Source organism: Caballeronia sp. INDeC2, from assembly GCF_023631325.1.
Lineage (GTDB): Bacteria > Pseudomonadota > Gammaproteobacteria > Burkholderiales > Burkholderiaceae > Caballeronia.
The window spans coordinates 162,383-180,817 of record NZ_JALQDG010000049.1 but is presented as its reverse complement, the minus strand read 5'-3'; the positions used below and the strand labels follow the sequence as shown (position 1 = coordinate 180,817).

At 61.3% G+C, this 18,435-nt stretch carries 16 protein-coding genes and 1 pseudogene; 9 read left to right on the top strand and 8 right to left on the bottom strand.

What is annotated here, in order from left to right; all coding sequences use genetic code 11:
• Positions 1-260: 260 nt before the first annotated feature.
• Positions 261-1,127: a metal ABC transporter solute-binding protein, Zn/Mn family gene (locus NCS28_RS32015; RefSeq protein ID WP_250517817.1), complete on the top strand. Its 867-nt coding sequence runs from the start codon at positions 261-263 to the stop codon at positions 1,125-1,127.
• A 229-nt stretch (positions 1,128-1,356) separates the two neighbouring features.
• Here NCS28_RS32015 and NCS28_RS32010 read toward each other — a convergent pair whose 3' ends face one another.
• Both NCS28_RS32010 and NCS28_RS32005 read right to left on the bottom strand, forming a co-directional pair.
• Complete coding sequence (locus NCS28_RS32010; RefSeq protein ID WP_250517786.1) at positions 1,357-1,656, bottom strand: hypothetical protein; 300 nt, start codon at positions 1,654-1,656, stop codon at positions 1,357-1,359.
• Between the two features lie 13 nt (positions 1,657-1,669).
• The gene (locus tag NCS28_RS32005; protein ID WP_250517816.1) at positions 1,670-2,797 is read right to left on the bottom strand and encodes an IS630 family transposase; all 1,128 of its coding nucleotides are present in this window, start codon (positions 2,795-2,797) and stop codon (positions 1,670-1,672) included.
• A gap of 188 nt (positions 2,798-2,985) precedes the next feature.
• On the opposite strand from NCS28_RS32005, the gene NCS28_RS32000 reads away from it, so the two are divergent.
• The 6 genes and pseudogenes from NCS28_RS32000 to NCS28_RS31975 all read left to right on the top strand — a co-directional run.
• Positions 2,986-3,513, top strand: a complete 528-nt coding sequence (locus tag NCS28_RS32000; RefSeq protein ID WP_250517785.1) for a 2,4'-dihydroxyacetophenone dioxygenase family protein — start codon at positions 2,986-2,988, stop codon at positions 3,511-3,513.
• Positions 3,491-4,234: an SDR family NAD(P)-dependent oxidoreductase gene (locus NCS28_RS31995; protein WP_250517784.1), complete on the top strand. Its 744-nt coding sequence runs from the start codon at positions 3,491-3,493 to the stop codon at positions 4,232-4,234. Before NCS28_RS32000 ends, NCS28_RS31995 begins: the two co-directional genes overlap by 23 nt.
• A gap of 165 nt (positions 4,235-4,399) precedes the next feature.
• Entirely contained in the window at positions 4,400-5,947 is a 1,548-nt protein-coding gene (locus NCS28_RS31990) for a UxaA family hydrolase (RefSeq protein ID WP_502801267.1), read from the top strand.
• A gap of 282 nt (positions 5,948-6,229) precedes the next feature.
• On the top strand, positions 6,230-7,510 hold the full coding sequence (locus tag NCS28_RS31985; RefSeq protein ID WP_250517782.1) for an MFS transporter: 1,281 nt from the start codon (positions 6,230-6,232) through the stop codon (positions 7,508-7,510).
• 191 nt (positions 7,511-7,701) lie between these two features.
• Entirely contained in the window at positions 7,702-8,616 is a 915-nt protein-coding gene (locus tag NCS28_RS31980; protein ID WP_350029835.1) for an IclR family transcriptional regulator, read from the top strand.
• Between the two features lie 54 nt (positions 8,617-8,670).
• A pseudogene (locus tag NCS28_RS31975) lies at positions 8,671-8,949 on the top strand (transposase family protein); the annotation flags it as partial.
• A 102-nt stretch (positions 8,950-9,051) separates the two neighbouring features.
• On the opposite strand, the gene NCS28_RS31970 reads toward NCS28_RS31975, so the two are convergent.
• Positions 9,052-10,476, bottom strand: a complete 1,425-nt coding sequence (locus NCS28_RS31970; protein ID WP_250517781.1) for an aldehyde dehydrogenase family protein — start codon at positions 10,474-10,476, stop codon at positions 9,052-9,054.
• Between the two features lie 148 nt (positions 10,477-10,624).
• Positions 10,625-11,776 carry a helix-turn-helix transcriptional regulator gene (locus NCS28_RS31965; protein ID WP_250517780.1) on the bottom strand — a complete coding sequence of 384 codons (1,152 nt, stop codon included), beginning with the start codon at positions 11,774-11,776 and terminating at the stop codon, positions 10,625-10,627.
• 277 nt (positions 11,777-12,053) lie between these two features.
• On the opposite strand from NCS28_RS31965, the gene NCS28_RS31960 reads away from it, so the two are divergent.
• Positions 12,054-13,397, top strand: coding sequence for a UbiD family decarboxylase (locus NCS28_RS31960; protein ID WP_250517779.1), 1,344 nt, complete (start codon positions 12,054-12,056; stop codon positions 13,395-13,397).
• Positions 13,394-13,981, top strand: a complete 588-nt coding sequence (locus NCS28_RS31955) for a UbiX family flavin prenyltransferase (RefSeq protein ID WP_250517778.1) — start codon at positions 13,394-13,396, stop codon at positions 13,979-13,981. Before NCS28_RS31960 ends, NCS28_RS31955 begins: the two co-directional genes overlap by 4 nt.
• 118 nt (positions 13,982-14,099) lie before the next feature.
• On the opposite strand, the gene NCS28_RS31950 is transcribed toward NCS28_RS31955, so the two are convergent.
• The 4 genes from NCS28_RS31950 to NCS28_RS31935 form a co-directional block, all read right to left on the bottom strand.
• A complete protein-coding gene (locus NCS28_RS31950; RefSeq protein WP_250517777.1) occupies positions 14,100-15,020 on the bottom strand; it encodes an ABC transporter permease in 921 nt (306 codons plus the stop codon).
• Complete coding sequence (locus tag NCS28_RS31945; RefSeq protein ID WP_250517814.1) at positions 15,017-15,799, bottom strand: ABC transporter ATP-binding protein; 783 nt, start codon at positions 15,797-15,799, stop codon at positions 15,017-15,019. The genes NCS28_RS31950 and NCS28_RS31945 overlap by 4 nt, the downstream gene beginning before the upstream one ends.
• 50 nt (positions 15,800-15,849) lie before the next feature.
• Positions 15,850-16,878: an ABC transporter substrate-binding protein gene (locus tag NCS28_RS31940; protein ID WP_250517776.1), complete on the bottom strand. Its 1,029-nt coding sequence runs from the start codon at positions 16,876-16,878 to the stop codon at positions 15,850-15,852.
• Between the two features lie 156 nt (positions 16,879-17,034).
• Positions 17,035-18,411 carry a protoporphyrinogen/coproporphyrinogen oxidase gene (locus NCS28_RS31935; protein ID WP_250517775.1) on the bottom strand — a complete coding sequence of 459 codons (1,377 nt, stop codon included), beginning with the start codon at positions 18,409-18,411 and terminating at the stop codon, positions 17,035-17,037.
• Positions 18,412-18,435 lie beyond the last annotated feature (24 nt).

Genomic DNA, 18,435 nt, shown 5'->3' with positions numbered 1-18,435 from the left:
AATACCAGGTTTGCTATCGCCGCAAACATTTGCGACGTGCACACGATCCGACGACGTTCAACACCCACTCGCTTTGAGCGGCTCGTGCTCGATCGCCTCGTCCGCCGCGTGGCACGCCTGACCTGTTCGCGGAATTGAAGAGCGACGCCGCACCCGTCGACGTCGCGTCACGGCGTGGTGGTTCACCGACGAAGCAAACAAAGTCGCCCAAGCGACTATGTATATCCTCAACTTAGCCTTGGAGGGCCATAGTGAAGCCAATGAAGTGCATCTCAAATGCCATTGCCGCAGCCGCAGCGTGTCTGTCGTTCCATGCAGCGGCAGCGTCGCCAATCAAGATCGTCGCGGCCGAAAATTTTTACGGCGACGTCGCGCGCCAGATCGGTGGATCACACGTTGAGGTGGTCAGCATCCTAAGCAACCCCGATCAGGATCCTCATCTTTTCGAGGCGAGTCCGAGCGTGGGTCGCTCGCTCGCCAACGCTAAAATAGTCGTTTATAACGGCGCGGATTACGATCCATGGATGGACAAACTCCTGTCAGCATCGAAAGCGGCCAACCGGCAGACATTAGTGGTCGGGCAACTGTTGCAAAAGCGAAGCGGGGACAACCCCCATCTTTGGTACGATCCGAGCGCCATACCCACGTACGCCAAGCAACTGGCGTCGTCGCTAAAGAGGCGCGACCCCTCTCACGCGGCTGACTATACGAAAAACCTTGATACTTTCCTTGCGGCCTTGGCGCCCGTCAATCAGCGCATTCAGTCCATCAAGGCAAGGTATGCGGGTACGCCTGTTACCGCCACCGAACCCGTCTTCGGTTATATGGCGCAGGCGCTGGGTCTCGTTATGCGCAACGATCGTTTTCAACTTGCCGTGATGAACGACACGGAACCGACAGCGTCCGATACGGCCGCTTTCGAGGACGATCTCAAGAACCACCGCGTGAAGCTCCTGATCTATAACAGTCAGGCGAGTGGTGGCGCAGCGAAACGCATGCGGGACCTCGCCATCGAGGCCGGGGTGCCAGTCGTTGGCGTTACAGAAACAGCGCCAGCCGGCAAAACTTATCAGGCCTGGATGCTCGACGAACTGGATGCTGTCGAGAAGGCGCTCGACAAGCAATAACGTGACCGACGTCGCCCCTACGTACGATCCGCGGCGGCGTTGCTCTATGCAGCAACCCTTTGGCGGAACGTACGGACCCTGTAAAAGGCCAACATCGCTCAGCGATAGATGCGAGCCTGCGAGTACATCATGATTTGCCGCAGAAAAACCTCTGCCCACTGGATCGAAACAGTGCGGGTTCGCATCGCAAATCAGCAGGCCGACCTAGTACAACATCCCGTAAGTTGCTTTAATAATTATCGGGCCGCAAATAAGGCTGTAGGAGCGTGACGACGACCTCGGCCATCTCGTCGAGTGAGCCTGTTCCCGGCAGCGGTTCCCATCGGCCGGTGTGGCTGCGAAAGGCGGCACTATAACGATTGCGGGCGAGCTCGGTAAGGCGCGCCACAACCGTCGGTTCCTCATCATCGAGACGTTTGATCAGCAGGTGCCGCCCGTAGGTTTGTGTGACGATCTGCTCATGGCCGAGCAAGCTGCGCAGTTGGCGCTGAAGCTCAGTCGCGTAATGTTTGGTGGGTATGGCTGACATGTCTGTCTCTCGATTACGATGTGCCCGTTTGCAACGGATAGCCCCGGAAAGTCCATTTGAAGGGGCGTGCTGCCTGATTATGCTCGTGCGTAAACTGCTCGGTGCGCTCGCGCAGGTGCGCCGTGCTGGTGTGACTGGCATGGCGTAGCACCCGACGCGTATAGCGGGCAAACCACAGTTCGATCTGATTGACCCAGCTCGCGTGCAGCGGGGTGAAGTGGAAGTGAAACCGCTCATCATGCCGCTCGTTGAACGCCTGCCAGACGACCTGAGCGCGATGCGTATTGAGGTTGTCCCAAATCACGTGCACCTGTTTGCCCGGGTGCGCGGCCGCCACGCGCTCCATGAAGGCGACCAGGTCGTCCTGGGTGCGCCGCTCGCGGCAGTCTGCCAGTACCTGACCGGTATGCACATCGAGCGCGGCAATCAGCGCCTGAGTGCCATGCCGGATATATTCAAACTCCCGACGACGCAGTCGTCCCGGTGGCGGCGCGCGCCCCGGGTGCTTGCGCTCGATGGCTTGAATGCCCGTCTTTTCGTCGATGCTGAGCACCACCGCATATTTGGGCGCCTTGCGGTACAGCTTGCAAATCACATTGACCTTCTCGCGAAAGGCCGGGTCGGGACTGTGTAGCCATTGCTGGACACGGTGCGGTCGAACGTCGCCAGCCTGCAGAATGCGCTGCACATGGCTGCGGCTGATCTGTTCGACAATGCCACGCTCGATCGCGCGCGCCACTATCTCGTCCAGTGTCGGCGTCACCCGTCCCTCGGGTTCGTGTGCTTCACATGCCAACGCAATCAACTGCAGTCGCGTTTCTTGCGTGATGCGTGGCGGACGACCGCTACGCTCACCCTCGCGCAGGCCTTGCGCACCGTGCTGTGCGATGCGCTTGCGCCACGCGCAGACCGTCTGCACCGATACGCGCAGTTCTCGAGCAATCACCGTATTCGGATGTCCTGCGTGCGCCCACAGCGCGATGCGTGCCCGCATCACATCCCGCTGAGTCGCGGTCTTCCGCTCGATCAGCGACAGCAGTTCTTCTCGTTCTTTCTTCGCCAACTTCACTGGCGTTGCATGACGACCTTGGTAAGCCTCTCTGAACTGACGTAGCGTGCGACGACGGGGATAACCTCGTATATCCCGCGCTCTGCTGCGATGTGTTGAAGAAAGGCTGATCGTCACGGCTTTTCACCGGCGGCTGATTTCCTCGTCGAATCAAGGGCATGCGGTTCCATGCTCGGATAAACCCTAATATGCCGGAGCTCACTGGGTGTTAGAATGAGTCCACATTATAAACATGTTGTCCACATTACGGACGGATCCGAATGCCAATCGAACAAGTCGACGCAGAACCGCTGGTTCCCTACCAGTTTCCCAATCCCGAGGAAGCCCTGCCCGAGATCGTCATCCCCAACGGCATTCCGACGGACGAGCGGATGTGGGTGCCGCAAGCTGAGAACGTGTGGTTCCGTCCGCTTTGCCTCAATGCGAGCCAAGGCTACTGGATGAATTTGCTTCGCGTCCGCAAGTCAGGAGTACTAAGCCGACATCGTCATCCGCAGGCTGTGCACGGTTTCGTGCTGAAGGGCCGTTGGCGTTATCTCGAACACGACTGGGAAGCGACCGAAGGCAGCTACGTGTTCGAGCCGCCGGGCGAGACGCACACGCTCTACGTACCCCCTGACGTCGAAGAGATGATCACCTACTTCCAAGTCAACGGAATCATGTACTACACGGACCCGTACGGTAAGGGCATGGGTTACGAAGACGTCTTTACGAAGATTGAGATGTGCAAGAAGCACTTTTCCGAGGTTGGACTGGGTGAGGACTATGTCAAGCAATTCATTCGCTGATAGCGTGGCAAGCTACGATTTCAAGGGCCTCGTCGCGGTCGTGACGGGCGGCGGATTGGGTATCGGCGCGGCTATCGCCGAGCATCTCGCCTCTCACGGAGCGACGGTCGCAATTTGGGACCTGTCGCCCCAAAAAACGGCGAACCAGTGGCGCGTCGATATTTCGGATGCGCAGAGCGTAGCTCAGGCATGTGCTGCCACCCTCGCCGAGTTCGGTCGGATCGACATCCTGGTAAACAACGCGGGCTTTGCAGGACCCACGCAGCCGCTCGATAGCTACGACCCCGAGATGTGGGCGCGCATCGTGAACGTCAACCTCGTCGGTACGTTCAATGTCTGCCGTGCAGTTGTGCCGGCGATGAAAACGACCGGCAACGGGCGCATCGTCAATATCGCATCGCTTGCAGGCAAGGAAGGCACGCCAAACGCCTCAGCTTACAGCGCGGCGAAAGCGGGCGTCATCGCGATGACCAAATCGCTGGGCAAAGAACTCGCCGAGACCGACATTCGTGTCAACGCCATCGCGCCCGCTGCAATTAAGACGACGTTGCTCGAACAGATGTCGCCGGCTCACGTGCAGACAATGATTGACAAGAGTCCCATGCGCCGCCTGGGCGAGTCGGAAGAAGTCGCTGAGCTGGTGTCATGGCTTTGCTCTGGTTCGTGCACCTTCAGCACCGGCGCCGTGTTTGACCTCTCCGGTGGACGTGCTACTTACTAGGACACGTGCGAGCAGCCCGTATGGGCATGCTCGGTGAATCGCCGCACACTCAAACTAGCCGCTAAAACTCGACGAGATATACGTGCGCTTGCCACGGCTGACTGGCCTCTGGAAGTGCTTCAGTAATCCGCACAGGTAAAACCTGAAATCCCCATGTCGACTTCCATGAATGCCCCAATCGAAACTCGGACTGCACGCGTAATCCGACTCAACTCACAGGACGATGTCGTCGTTTCATTGGACCAGCTTGTGGCCGGTACGCTGGTTCCCTCAGAAGGTGTGACTGTGGTCGGTCTTGTTCCGCCCGGACATAAGATGGCAACGAAGTCCATCGCAGCGGGACAAGCTGTTCGACGCTACGGTCAAATCATCGGTTTTGCTAGCCGGCAAATTGAGGCTGGCCAACACGTCCATACTCACAATCTGGCGATGGGCGACTTCACGCGGGACTATGCGTTCGGAGAAGACGCTCACGCTACTGAACCCGCACCATCTCCCGCAACCTTCCAAGGAATTGTACGGGACGATGGTCGGGTCGCGACTCGCAACTACATCGGAATCTTGACCTCGGTCAACTGTTCGGCAACGGTTGCGCGAGCCATTGCGGACCATTTCCGCCGTGACGTCAATCCGGCAGCGCTCGCGGACTTTCCGAATGTTGATGGTGTGGTTGCGCTTACTCATGGCAGCGGATGCGCCATGGATTCTGAAGGCGAGCCGCTCGCGGTGTTGCAACGCACGCTCGGTGGTTACGCCTGCCATCCCAACTTCGCCAGCTTGCTCGTGATTGGCTTGGGCTGCGAAACCAATCAAATTCCGAAGTTGCTCGAAACGCAGGGGCTGAAGAACAACGACCGCCTCCACGCATTCACGATTCAGGATACCGGCGGCACGACCAAGACGATTGCGCGCGGCATCGAATTGATTCGCGAGATGCTGCCCAAGGCGAATGCCGTGAAGCGCGAAACGGTGCCTGCAAGCAACCTTATTATCGGTCTCCAATGTGGCGGCTCGGACGGCTACTCGGGCATCTCGGCGAATCCCGTGCTGGGCGCGGCCGTTGACCTGCTGGTTAAGAACGGTGGCACCGCCATCCTCTCTGAGACGCCTGAGATTTATGGCGCAGAGCACCTACTCACACGTCGTGCAGTTACGCCGGAAGTTGGGCAAAAACTGGTGAAGCGCATCAAGTGGTGGGAGGAGTACACGGCGCGCCATGGCGCAGCTCTGAACAACAACCCGTCTTCCGGCAACAAGGCTGGTGGGCTGACTACCGTGCTTGAGAAGTCGCTCGGCGGAATCGCCAAGGGTGGCTCGACCAACTTGGTCGATGTGTACGAGTACGCACAACCCGTGCGGGCTCGAGGCCTCGTCTTCATGGATACGCCAGGCTTCGACCCGATTTCAGCGACTGGTCAAGTCGCGGGCGGTGCCAACCTCATCTGCTTCACGACGGGACGCGGTTCGGCATATGGATGCGCACCGTCGCCGTCTTTCAAACTCGCCACGAATACGGCGCTGTGGGAAAAGCAGTCGGACGACATGGATTTGAACTGCGGTGAGATTCTCGAAGGCAAACGCACGATTTCCGAGCTCGGGGCGGAGTTGTTTCAATTGCTCCTAGACACCGCGTCGGGCGAGAAGTCTCGCAGCGAACGTCACGGATATGGTCAACAGGAATTCGTACCGTGGCAGCTTGGCCCGCTCGTTTGAAATCGAATTTCACTAGCGAGCTGGAAGCAAGTAACCGCCTCTTCTGAACACACAAAACAACTGCATAGGAAGAGGCGAGAAAGGTTATCACGCAACCGCGGTAGGGCCTCGCCGTCGGCGGTTCGAACTCAAGGGCAGAGAACCTGAGAGAAAGGCAGTTTCTTGGGGCAAGCCTTTGAGTCAACAACTATTTAGAGCATGAACCATCGTCAGCAGCGTTTGAGCCAGCGCTGTGAATGGCCGTGCGTGATTGATGGGCTCACGCCCGAAGGGAGACATTTCATGAAAAAGACGCGCTGGGTAGTCGTCGCGCTGTGCTTCTTGGCTATCGCGATTAACTATATCGACCGTGCGAATCTCGCGGTCGCGGGGACCGAGATTCAAAGAGAGCTTCATATTGGCCCTGCTGAGATGGGGTTGCTGCTCAGTGGGTTCTTCTGGACCTACGCATTTATGCAAATGCCAGCCGGATGGTTCATCGATAAAATCGGCTCGCGCATTGCCCTACCGCTCGCCGTCGGCTGGTGGTCGGTGGCGACTGCAATTACAGCGGGCGTGTCGAGCGTTGCGGCAATGTTCGGCTGCCGCCTGCTCCTGGGCATCGGTGAAGCCGGCGCCTATCCCGCTTGCAGCAAGCTTGTTGCTCAATGGTTCCGGCCCGAACAGCGCGCGTTCGCAACCAGCATCTACGATAGCGGTGCACGCGTCGGCTCAGCGCTGTCTATTCCGGTGGTTGCGCTGATTGTCGGTACTCTCGGATGGAAAGCGGCATTTCTCCTGACCGGTCTGCTCGGGCTCGTATGGGTGCTGGGATGGTTTCTCATCTATCGCAACCCGGAAGAAGAAACCGCGCCGCAAGCGCAAGCTGTTCACTCAGTAGACGCTCAGAACGCCGAGGCAATCACCTGGGGCTCGCTGTTCAAGCATCGTACGCTTTGGGGAATGATGCTTGGGTTCTTCTGCTTCAACCTGGCGAACTACTTCTTCATCACGTGGTTCCCGAGCTACCTGATTCAGGCACATGGATTTTCGCTGAAGGCATTAGGCACGCTTGGCATGCTTCCTGGGCTTGCCGCGATTCCTGCCGGCTGGCTGGGCGGATACGTCTCGGACATGCTGTTTCGACGGGGCTGGAGTCTGACGGCGGCCCGTAAAACCTGCATGGTTGCTGGCATGCTTACCTCCTCCGCAATCACCATGTCTGCGTTCACGTCGAACATCTATCTGGTGATGACGTTCTTCTGCATCTCATACGGCAGTCTCGCCTTCACCGGTGCCAGCATCTGGGCCCTGCCTGCCGATGTCGCGCCAACGAAGCGTCATGTTGCATCGATTGGCGGCATCCAGAACTTTGCGTCCAATCTTGCAGGTATCGTCATCACGACGTTCACTGGCGTGATGGTCGAGATTACGAAGGGGTCGTTCACCATTCCGCTCCTGCTGGCCGGAGGGTCGTGTCTGCTGGGCGCTTTCAGCTACCTCTTCATTGTGGGCAAGATTGAGCCGTTTCCGGTCAAGGAAGTAAATGGCCTCGTTAGCGCTAAGGTTCGTTCAGTCAGTTGAGATTTGCAGAGGGCACGGCCATCGGATTCTGGTTCGCCGCGGTTTGCGGTTTGCATCGGATGCCCGCCCTCAATGAGGCACGAGTACGAATCGGGCGTTTCCTCGGAAGCGCCCGATTACGTTTACCCCGCACCTTGGCCTTTGCCGAGAACGTCGCGCCCGAAATTGCCGGGAAATTAAGGATTATTTCAATGAATTCGCAACAATTAGCGGTTACGCCACCTTCAGCGGATAATGACAGCGTCCGAAATAACCGACTGCTTTATCCTTCTGATATGACCGAACAGTCGTCGACCGAGGCGCGACCGAGCTCGCAAGTGGCTGGCACCGCTGCGTTTTCCAAGTTTGTGCATCTGTTGCAGATAGTGGCTGACACTCCCGAGCCGCTTACCGTCGCTTCCCTCAGTAAGCTCAGCGGATACCCACGACCGACCGTTTATCGGACGGTCGCGGCTCTCGTCGCGGAAGGCCTGCTTGAAGAAGGTGCCCGTACCGGCCGGCTTGCGCTCGGCCCGCGGCTAATCCATCTTGCTAATCGCAGCTGGGGGCAGTCTGAACTTCGACTTGCCTCTCTCGAGGATTTGAAGCGACTGCGTGATGTCACGGGCGAAACGGTACACCTAGCCGTGTTGAACGGACATCACATGGTTTATGTGGAAAAGCTTGAGAGTCCCAGCGCGGTGCAAATGTCTTCGCGTATCGGGACTAATGTGTCGCTCCACTCGTCCGCCGTAGGGAAAGCCTACCTCGCAGCACTGTCAGAGGTCGACCAAGACAAATTGCTTCAGGCTTTGCCGAGTCCGCTCACGCGATTCACCGACAACACGAAAGATAGCTTGGAGAAGTTGCGAGTTGAGTTGGCGCTCACCCGCGAGCGTGGTTGGTCCGTTGATGACGAAGAGCAAGAGGCCGGCATACACTGCTTTGGCTCTGCCATATATGGACGCTTGGGTACCCCAATCGCAGCGATAAGTGTCAGTACATTGCGCTTCCGCCAGAAAGAGAACCTTCGTCAAGCCTATGTCGAGCCGTTGTTAGAAGTCTGCCGAACTATCTCAAGGCGAATCGGGGAGACTCCCGCCTCTATCGAGCCGTTTTCTCTCTGAGACGACGTAGTGGAAGCGTCGAAGTAGGCACACGTGCTTTATTTCGCGTGTTTCATGGTTGCTGCGGATGCTCGAACAGCAATAACGTTCGCGCTCTCTCCCGTCCAGGTGGGTGATGCACAGGAAGGGCGTGCCCTGCTGCAAAGCCTTGGACGGCCTAATGTGCCTAATGGGCCACTGCACCTGCTTATGGACAAGGCATACGAAGGCGACGAGACGCGACACCTCGCGCTCGATCTTCGCTTCATTCCTGTGTTCCGCCCAAAAGCAGCCGTCTTGCCATGGGAGTACGACCGCGAAATGTACAAGCATAGAAATCAAGTCGAACGCCTGTTGCCGGTGCCCACTGTATCGTGCACGGGCTCGAGGATCGCATCTCAAGCCCGCTACACAGCTTCTTGTTGTTTTGCCGTGACCAAGCAGGCAAACCTTGCGTCAAACCTCCGCGAGTTTATCGAGCGGCGGCACATCGCCTTCGTTGGCAAGAAGCGCGCGTTTTCTCACGTATCGCATGATGCTCGTCGAGCCGTAACGCGACCCTCCCATGCCGGACTTTTTGAACGCGGTTTTCTCGCCGGCGAACATCATCACGCGCGGTAGCTCCGTGTCGTTGATGCTCACTCCGCCCGCTTCCATCTTCGTCGCGAAATCGCCAGCAGTGTGCGTGTCAGGACCAAATACCGCGCCGCTCAGGCCGAACATCGAGTCGTTCATCAGCCGCTCGGCTTCGTCGACGTCGGTGAAGCCCATCACTGGCACGACGGGTCCGAAGGTCTCCTCGGTCATCAGCGCCATGTCGTGCGTGACGCCGGTCACGATGGTCGGGTCGATCCACACCGCGCCGTTCACGCTTTCGCTCTTGCCGCCAAGCACGATTTTTGCGCCCTTCGCCACGGCGTCATCGAGTTGCGCGTCGATGATCGCGGCCTGTCGCGCGAAGATCATTGGACCGTAGTGGCCGCCATCGCCGGCCGCGTGGCTACGCTTTAGCGTCTTCGCTTGAGCGGCGAGTTCGGTGACGAGCGCATCATGCAGCGAATCATGCGCATACACGCGCTCGATCGCGTAACAGACCTGTCCCGAGTTATACAGCGCGCTGCGCAAGATGCTGGTCGCCGCGCGCGCGACATCCGATCCCTCGAGCACGACCGCCGCGTCCTTCCCGCCGAGTTCGAGGAACGCGGGGACGAACGCCTGCGCCGCCGCCGCCGCGATCTTCTTTCCGGTCGGTATGCTGCCGGTGAATACAACGGCATCCGCCTGCGCGACGATCGCAGCGCCAGTCTCCGCCCCGCCGCGTACGAGATTGATGATGCCCTTCAACGCCGGCACCGCATCAATCGAACGGACCAGCGGTTCCACGAAGCGCGGCGTCACCTCGCTCGGCTTGATGACGACTGCCGCGCCTGCAACCAGTGCGGGAATCGCGTCGATGAACGACAGCACGAGAGGAAAGTTCCACGGGCTGATGACGCCCACCACCGGATACGGCGCGTAGGTCACCTTGAAAACGATGTCGGGATGAGCGTCGAGCTTGCGGAACGGCGTGGCCAGCACTTCAGGTGCGGCCTCGCAGAAACCGTGAATGAAATGGATCACGGCGCCGAGTTCTTCTTCCGAAATGCGATGACGCGCAGTATCGACGGCGAGTGCCGCGACGATATCACGGCCATGCGCTTCGAGCTGGCGAGCCCAGTCAGCAAGCGCCTCGATGCGATGCTCGAGTCCCAGCGCTGACCACGCGCGCTGCACGTGGCGCGCTTCGGCCATCACGGCTGAGACGTCCTGCGCGCTTGCCGATGCGAACTCGTAATCGTGCTCGCCCGTGCGCGGATTGCGTACCTGGATTGACTTCATCATGTTTCCGGTCTGTTGATCGTCGGCCCGAGGGCCGGTGGCATAGGGTGAGACGATGCTATCAACAGACGTCGCGGCATGGCAGCCAGTCAGGGACGATGCGGCCGATTTCCTAAATTTGAATGCCTTGATCCAATATGACGCGCGTGCCTCACGGCTTGCCCGCATTCTCGGTTGTCGCGGATTGTGTCCTCACAGACACGCTGGCATCAGCCATGCGCTCGGGCGCGAGCGGCGCTGCTGCCGCCCGCGTTTCATGTCGCTGAATCGCCGGGCTCGCAAGCCGGCGCGCGTCCTTCGGCGCAAATCCGAAGTAGTCGCGAAAGGCGGCGGTAAAGCTGGTTTGATGCTGATAACTGGTCGCAAGCGCGACCTGTCCGACGGGCAGCCGCTCATCGACGAGCAGCCGCAACGCATGATTCATGCGGCAACGATGCCCGTATTCGAAGATGGTCATGCCGTACAGGAACTTGAAGCCGCGCTTCAGCTTCGATGAGTTGGTGCCGACTGCGCGCGCCAGTTCCGGAATGGTCGGCGAAACGCGCAGGTCCGAGACGATGATTTTCTGCGCCTGCTCGATGAGCCGCAGATCGCGTGCGGAAAGCGTCTCGCCGGGCTTGTCCGCATTGAGATGCGCAAGCCACATCTCGATGCAGGCACAAAGGATCTCCGTGCACTTTCCTTCGAGATAAAGCAGTTGCCGCGCGCCGTGATACGGCGAGGCGAGCAGTCGCTCGGCAATCTGCAACGCCTCGACGCTGAACGGCATCTGACGGTTGTAGATCTGGTCGTGACCGATCGTGGCGAACTCGGAGCGGATCTTATCGGCCTCGCCGCCGAGCGCATGCACGAGGCGGTCGAAATAGCGCCGCGTCACGTACATGCCAACCGATTGCCACGGCCCGGGCCCGCATGTCACCTGATATTGCACGTCGGTGCCCTGGACGCAGACGAGCAGGTTGGGCGCATTGACGTGTAACTGACCAGCGTCCGAAAAATCCACGCTTGCGGGACCCGAGAGCGAAAAGTGAAACTCGACGAAGCCCTCCGGCAGAACGTTCTCCGAGCGACTGTGCGCGTAGTTGCAGTCCGACACGACAAGAAAGATATCGTCGCGAATGCTCGCCATCTTCCAGGCACCCTCCTCCGCTTCGCCGGGCACCGAGACGATCGCACCGTACAAGCCGAACTCGGGCACGCTCACGCAGTCGGGACGCACCCGTAATTGATAGAACGCTTCGGTCAGGCGTGCCTGCGGCCCCGCCAGCGCGTTTCTGAAGAGGCCCGTATGGTCGTTCGTCATTGCGTCTCCCCGATGAATAGCCGCGCGGCGCCGCTCGTGTCTTGCGCTTCGCCGCGCGCGCTTCATTATGTCCCATCAAGCGGGTTATCCGTCACCGGAAGCATGGCGCCGCATGTCCCATGACGCCGCGTGCGCGGCAAAAAAAACCTATTTCCTAGTTTTGCCGCGCTTTTGCGAATCATCCCGCCACCTTCGTCGGCTATAAGAGAAGCACCTGCGCTCGCCGCCGCTTCGTGCGGCATCGGCGCTCATTTCACGATTCGCGGATTCGCTCACGATGAGACACTACCTCTCCCGCCTGCGCGCGCGCGGCGACCTTTTGACCGTCACACGAGAAGTCGATCCGCGTTTCGAAGCGGCAGCGGTCGCGCGACGGCTTCAGCGGGAAAACACTAAGCCCGTCCTGTTCGAGAACGTGCGCGGAAGCAGGCTGCCGGTGTTGCTCAATCTTTACAGCGATCATGACCGTCTGCGCGAAATCATCCGCTGCGCACCCGATGAAACATTCTGCGCCCGCCTCGATCGCGAGATCTCGCTCGCCTCGACCCTCGAGAGCGCGTTCGAACACGTTCCGATGCCATCCGACTGGGTGACGGGCACGCTTTCCGATCTGCCCATCCTCACCTATCACGAGCGCGACGGCGCGCCCTACATCACATCCGGCATCTTTCTGGCGAAGGACCCGGACAGCGGCGTGCCGAACCTGTCGTTTCACCGCTCGATGGTCGTCTCGGACTCCGAGCTGCGGATTCGTCTCGGCAGCAGCCACGATCTCGCGCAGTACCAATTGCGCGCCGAGGCGCGCGGCGAGCCGCTGGAAGCGGCGATCCTGATCGGCGCGGCGCCTGAACTCTTCATGAGCGCATGCGTCTCACTGCCGCCCGACGGCGACGAGCTGGCGCTCGCGGCCGCGATGCGCGGCGGCCCGCTCGCGATGCGCCGCGCGCTCACGCTCGACCTGGACATTCCGGTGGCCGCCGAGATCGTGATCGAAGGCCGCATCCTGCCGAACGAGCGGCGTCCGGAAGGGCCGTTCGGCGAGTTCATGGGCTATTACGTCGAAGTCGGGGACAACCATGTTTTCGAAGTGACGCATGTCGGCTGGCGCGAAGGCGCCGTCTTTCACGGTCTCATTTGCGGTTCCGACGAGGACCTGCGCCCGCTCGAAGCCGCGACCGCGGCCCGCATCTACAAGGCCGTGTCGGCGCAGGTGCGCGGCGTGCTCGACGTCACCTGCAAGCCCACGGTCATGAACACGATCATCAAGATCGACAAGCAATACGACGGCCACGCGCAGCACGCATTGCTCGCTGCGCTCGGCTCGCATCTCGACTACAACAAGCTGTGCATCGTCGTCGACAAGGACGTCGATATCTACGACATGAACGAAGTCATCTGGGCCTTTCTCACGCGCGGCCGCGCGGACACGCGCACGATGGTGATCCCGGACGTGCCTGGTTTTTATCGCGATCCGCACAGGGACCACTGGGGCCGCCTCGCCATCGACGCCACCAAGCCGTGGCGACGCGAAGCGGAGTTCGAGCGCAAGTCGATCCCGGGCGCCGAGACGCTCGCGCTGGACGATTACCTGCCGCACTTCAGTCCGCGGACATTTCGATGAGCCCGCGCCAGCCCCGCATCGTCGTCGCGATAACGGGCGCGACGGGCGCGATCTATGGCGTGCGTCTGCTCGCGGCGCTGCGCGAGCGGGCGGTCGAAACCCATCTGATCGTCTCGCGCGCGGGCTGGCTCACGCTGCACGACGAGATGGCGCTCGAGCGCACGGCCGTACGCGCGCTCGCGAGTGAATGGCACGAGCCCGGCGAAATCGGTGCGACGCTCGCGAGCGGATCGTTCCAGCACGACGGCATGGTCGTCGCGCCGTGCTCGATGAAGACGCTCGCGGCGATCGCCCACGGTCTCGACGACAACCTCGTCACGCGTGCCGCCGACGTCACGCTCAAGGAGCGGCGCAAGCTCGTGCTGCTCGCACGCGAAACGCCGCTCACGCTCGCGCATCTGAACAACATGACGCTCGTCACGCAGATGGGCGGCGTCATCATGCCGCCGCTGCCGTCTTTCTACGCGAGGCCGGAGAGCATCGAGGCGCTCGTCGATTATACGGTGCAGCGCGTGATCGACCAGTTCGGGATCAATGACCCGGATGCTTACGCACGGTGGGCCGGGCTGAGCAAGGCGAACTGATTGCGCCTGCTGTCGAAGGGTCGTCGATAGCCATATCCGCCCTGCGCGAAATTTCAAACGAAGGGGCCGCACGATATCGCGCGGCCCCTTTTTTCCTGCCCTGTTGCGAAGCGTCGGATCAACTGCCGGCCGAACCCACCGGTTCGAGTTTCTTGCGCGCGGACCCGCGCTTCTTGCGCTTCGCCATGGACAGCAGCGTGCCGAGCACGAAAAGCGCCGTGACGAGCTTGAGATCGGATGGCTGGAAGCCGAGTGCGAGCACCGCCGATATCAACTGGAAGTAGATGATCGAACCGAGCACCGGCGCGATCACCTGGCGCGTCATCGAACGATTGCCGATCACGGCCTCGCCGAGCAGCAGCGCCGCCAGGCCGTTCACGAGGACGCCGAAGCCCATGTTCACGTCGGAGAAGCCCTGGTTCTGCGCGAGCATCGCGCCGCCGAGCGCGGCGAAAAGATTCGCGAGACCGAGGCCGATCAGCGTGTAGACCTTCACGTTGATGCCCTGCGCCTTCGCCATCGACACGCTCGAGCCGATCGCGCGCATCGCGAGGCCATGCTCTGTGCCGAGGAACCAGAGCACGCACGCGGCGATCGCCACGTCGATCACGCCGAGCATCGCGATGCGCGGCAGGTAGCCGCCGGCGTCGCCGGGCAGCCACAAGAACACGCTCGGGAACGCGAAGAGCGCGGCGTTCGGCTGCCCCATCACGCGAATGTCGATGGAATAGAGCATCGACAGCACGAGAATGCCGCACAAGAGCGTGTTGATCTTCGCCTTCTCGTGAATGTAGCCCGTGGCGAGTCCCGCGATGAAGCCGGCGAGCGCGCCGCCGAGCAGCGCCATGACCGGATTGAGCCCGAGCATCAGGAACTTGGCGCAGACGCATGCGCCAAAGGGAAACGCGCCCTCTCCGGTCATGTCCGCAAAACTGAGGATGCGAAAGGGGATCATGATCGCGATGGCGATCAGCGCATAGGTCAGGCCCTGCATCAGTCCCACAGGCACCAGATCGAGGAAGCCGCTCAAAAAGTTCATGAGTTCACCGTGAGTGCCGTTGCAGGCTCGTCATTGAAGGTTGCCACCAGTTTCTCGACCGTCATCGCGCGCTTCGCGTCGCCCGTCAGATCGCCGACGATGCGCCCGTCGCGCATCATGATGAGCCGGTTGCCGTAATCGATCGCGTGCTGCATGTTGTGCGTGACCATCAGCGTCGTAAGGCTCGCCTCACGCACGACCTGCTCGGTCACCCGCATGACGATCGCGGCCGTTCGTGGATCGAGTGCGGCCGTGTGTTCGTCGAGCAACAGCAGCTCGGGGCGCTGCAGCACCGCCATCAGCAGCGACAGCGCCTGGCGCTGGCCGCCCGAGAGCAGCGACGCCTTGGTCTTCATTCGCTTCTCCAGCCCGAGATCGAACGAGGCAATGCGTTCACGGAGTTCATGGGACAACGACTGCGTGAGTCCCAGGCTGAACCTGCGCTTGAGCCCGCGCCGGTTCGCCACCGCAAGATTTTCTTCGAGACTCAGCGCAGCGGCGGTACCGACCGACGGGTCCTGAAACACGCGTGCGATGTGCCGCGCGCGTCTGTGCGTGGGCAGCGCCGTCACGTCGCAGCCGCCGACGGTGATGGTGCCGCTGTCCGGCGTCACCTCGCCCGCCAGCAAGTTCAGGAACGTCGACTTCCCCGCGCCGTTGCCGCCCACGACGACGGCGAAATCGCCGGCATGCAGCTTCAGCGAAACATCCGATAGAGCGATACGCTCGTCCACGGTGCCCGGATGGAACGTCTTGCAGATCTTCTCTGCCAACAGCATGAGTATGGGGCGCTCGCGCATCGTGGTGACCCTGGCCGCACGGCGGCCGTTTAGTTGATGAAGCATTTGCAATCCTCGAATTCGGCGGGCACCTTGAGCCCCAGCGACTGGAACTGACTCCTGCTGATCGACGTCACGTAGTCCGCGGCCGTAGGCATCGCGGGCGGCAGCGCCGAAGTCTTCTCGCCTTTCAGCACGCGTCCCGCGAGCTTCGCGGCGTTCGCGCCCACCGACCCCAGCGAAACCGCGTAGGACGCCGTCGCCATGCCCTTCTTGATCGCTTCGGTCTCTGAACTGAGCACGGGAATCTTCAGGCGCTGCATGCTCGCGGCCACTGCGGGAATCGCGGACTGCACGAGATTCGAACCGGTGACATAGACGAAGCCCACGCCCTTGAGCAACTGCGCGCGCTGCGTGATGTCGTTGACCGTGTCGACGCTGACCGGGCGAAAGGCGAGGCCGGCGCGCTGGGCGGCGGCTTCCAGCGCCTTCGTGGTGACGACGTCGTTCGCCTCGCCTGCGTTGTAAAGCGTGCCGAACGACTTCACCCCCGGAAACGCCTTCTTGGCGAACGCGAGCACGGCGTCGAAATCCTGCAGATCCGACGAGCCGGTAAAGCGCTCGCCGCCCTGCTTCCAGTTCGGCACGAGGCCGGCCGCCACCGGGTCCGTAACCTCGGTGAAGATGAGCGGCGTCTTTGGATCGACGATGGCCGAGCGCGCCACCTGCGAAACCGACGTCGTCACAGTCAGGATCAGCGCCGGATGCTTCGCCACGATCTGGGAGAACATTTGCGGCATCAGCGCCTGAGTGAAATTGGCGTCGCTGTACACGTAGCTCGTGTTCTTGCCTTCCACATAACCTTCGTTCGCCATCTGCTGCTTGAAGCCTTCGATCGTCTTCTGGAGCGACGGATGCGGCCCGAGGTTCGCAATCCCGATGACGGTCGTGGCGGGTGTTTCGGCCGCCACGGGTCCCCCGGCCGATGCCAACGCAACCACCATCGTCGCGCCGAGCATAGCCGACAGCTTGCGGCAGGCCAGACGCCGGGCCGCGCAGATGCGCCCATCTCTGTTCATCCTCATCTCCATGTTGACTCCCCAAAGTTCGATCGGAAACCCGTTGCGAGAACGGCGGCAGGTCTGCAATGTTTTTTATCACCGATAGTTCGCACGGCATTAAAGCGCGCCGAGCAATTGCCGTTTCGCTACAATTCGCTGCGTTTTGCCTAATTTCTAGGCGCTCGCGCACGTCATGGCCGCCTGCATACGTGCAAAGAGCGTCTTCGCGGCGCGCTCGCCGCTCGCGCACGCGCCCGTCAGGAGCGCTTGCGAGAGCCAGTCGCCGCAATACACGATCGCGCTCGCGCCGCCTTGCTGGCGGTCTTCCTGCCAGGCCCAGAAATTCGCCACGCGCGCTCCATATCCCGGCGAGAACACCGGCAGCTTGCGCGGGATCCACTGGTTCGCGACCGCGACCACATGCCGGTCGAAATCCGGAATGCGCGAGCGCAGCTCGTCGCGCACCAGCACATCCAGCGCGTTTTCGAGGCCGCGTCGCACGGCCTCGTCGGCGGCTTCGGGCGTGAGCTGGCAATAAATCTGATTGAGCGGCCGGCCGCTCGCAGGCGCGGCGGGCAGCTGCTGGTAGGTCGCGATCCTGCCGGGCTGGCCGCGCATCGCGAAGTTCATCTTCGGCGGCAGCGGCAACGCGAAGCCGTAGTGCACGACGCCGAGCGCGTTGTAGCGCACGGCGTCGAGCATGGTGCGCTCGGCGCTCGTCGGCGCTTCGACGAGCGCCTTCGCAAGCGAGCCTTCCACCGCGCACACGGCGTAGTCGGCATGCACGCGTTCGCCGTTCGCGAGCGTCAGCTCGACGCCGTCGCCCGCCGCGCCGCGCCGGATGGTGCGCACGGGCGTCGAGGTGCGTACGGTCAGTTGCGCGGCGAGCGCGTGACACACCCGGCCCATGCCGCCCTTCAGCGTATGCACGGTGGTCTCGCCGATCATGTGCGGCACCGTCGACGCATAGAAGAGCGCCGACAGCGTCTCGGGATTGAAGCTGCGCGTCGCGCGAAACACCGGTTCGACCATTCGCGCAAGCACGTTCGGCCCCAGGGCCTCGCGGATGTACTCGGCGAGCGTGATTCGATCGAGCCGGGGATCGGCGTCGAGCGCGCTCGTCGCCCAGTCGGGGTCGACGCGCGGCTTCAGGCGGCGCATCGAAAGCGCATGCGTGACGAGCCGCAGGCGTTCGCCGGCGGCGAGACCCGGCGTGGCGAGCGAGCGCGGCGAGGGCATCAGTTCGATGGTGTGCTCGCCGCCGGGGGCGATGCATCGCGCGCTCAGCCGGTGAAGCGGCACCAGCGCGTCGCCGAGCGACAGCTCGTCGACGAGCCGGTTGAACACCCGGCCGAACCGATACACGAGTCGCGCGCCGCTGTTGAACACGAGATCGCCTTCGCGGCGATCTCCCATGCGTCCGCCGACGACCGGCTGCGCATCGAAGACGGTCACGCGCACACCGGCCTGCTGCAGGCGGTAGGCCGCCGTCAGCCCGGCGATGCCGGCGCCGACGACCGCGACATGTGGATCGGAAAGAGAGTGGCTCATCGTTTGAATTCGGAAACTTGAATA

Coding starts and splice junctions, on each gene's coding strand:
- NCS28_RS32015 (WP_250517817.1), top strand. CDS start 261: ATGAAGTGCATCTCAAATGCCATTGCCGCAGCCGCAGCGTGTCTGTCG.
- NCS28_RS31970 (WP_250517781.1), bottom strand. CDS start 10,476: ATGATGAAGTCAATCCAGGTACGCAATCCGCGCACGGGCGAGCACGAT.
- NCS28_RS31980 (WP_350029835.1), top strand. CDS start 7,702: ATGAATTCGCAACAATTAGCGGTTACGCCACCTTCAGCGGATAATGAC.
- NCS28_RS32000 (WP_250517785.1), top strand. CDS start 2,986: ATGCCAATCGAACAAGTCGACGCAGAACCGCTGGTTCCCTACCAGTTT.
- NCS28_RS31960 (WP_250517779.1), top strand. CDS start 12,054: ATGAGACACTACCTCTCCCGCCTGCGCGCGCGCGGCGACCTTTTGACC.
- NCS28_RS31935 (WP_250517775.1), bottom strand. CDS start 18,411: ATGAGCCACTCTCTTTCCGATCCACATGTCGCGGTCGTCGGCGCCGGC.
- NCS28_RS32010 (WP_250517786.1), bottom strand. CDS start 1,656: ATGTCAGCCATACCCACCAAACATTACGCGACTGAGCTTCAGCGCCAA.
- NCS28_RS31995 (WP_250517784.1), top strand. CDS start 3,491: ATGTCAAGCAATTCATTCGCTGATAGCGTGGCAAGCTACGATTTCAAG.
- NCS28_RS31990 (WP_502801267.1), top strand. CDS start 4,400: ATGAATGCCCCAATCGAAACTCGGACTGCACGCGTAATCCGACTCAAC.
- NCS28_RS31985 (WP_250517782.1), top strand. CDS start 6,230: ATGAAAAAGACGCGCTGGGTAGTCGTCGCGCTGTGCTTCTTGGCTATC.
- NCS28_RS31940 (WP_250517776.1), bottom strand. CDS start 16,878: ATGAACAGAGATGGGCGCATCTGCGCGGCCCGGCGTCTGGCCTGCCGC.
- NCS28_RS31955 (WP_250517778.1), top strand. CDS start 13,394: ATGAGCCCGCGCCAGCCCCGCATCGTCGTCGCGATAACGGGCGCGACG.
- NCS28_RS31945 (WP_250517814.1), bottom strand. CDS start 15,799: ATGCTGTTGGCAGAGAAGATCTGCAAGACGTTCCATCCGGGCACCGTG.
- NCS28_RS31950 (WP_250517777.1), bottom strand. CDS start 15,020: ATGAACTTTTTGAGCGGCTTCCTCGATCTGGTGCCTGTGGGACTGATG.
- NCS28_RS31965 (WP_250517780.1), bottom strand. CDS start 11,776: ATGACGAACGACCATACGGGCCTCTTCAGAAACGCGCTGGCGGGGCCG.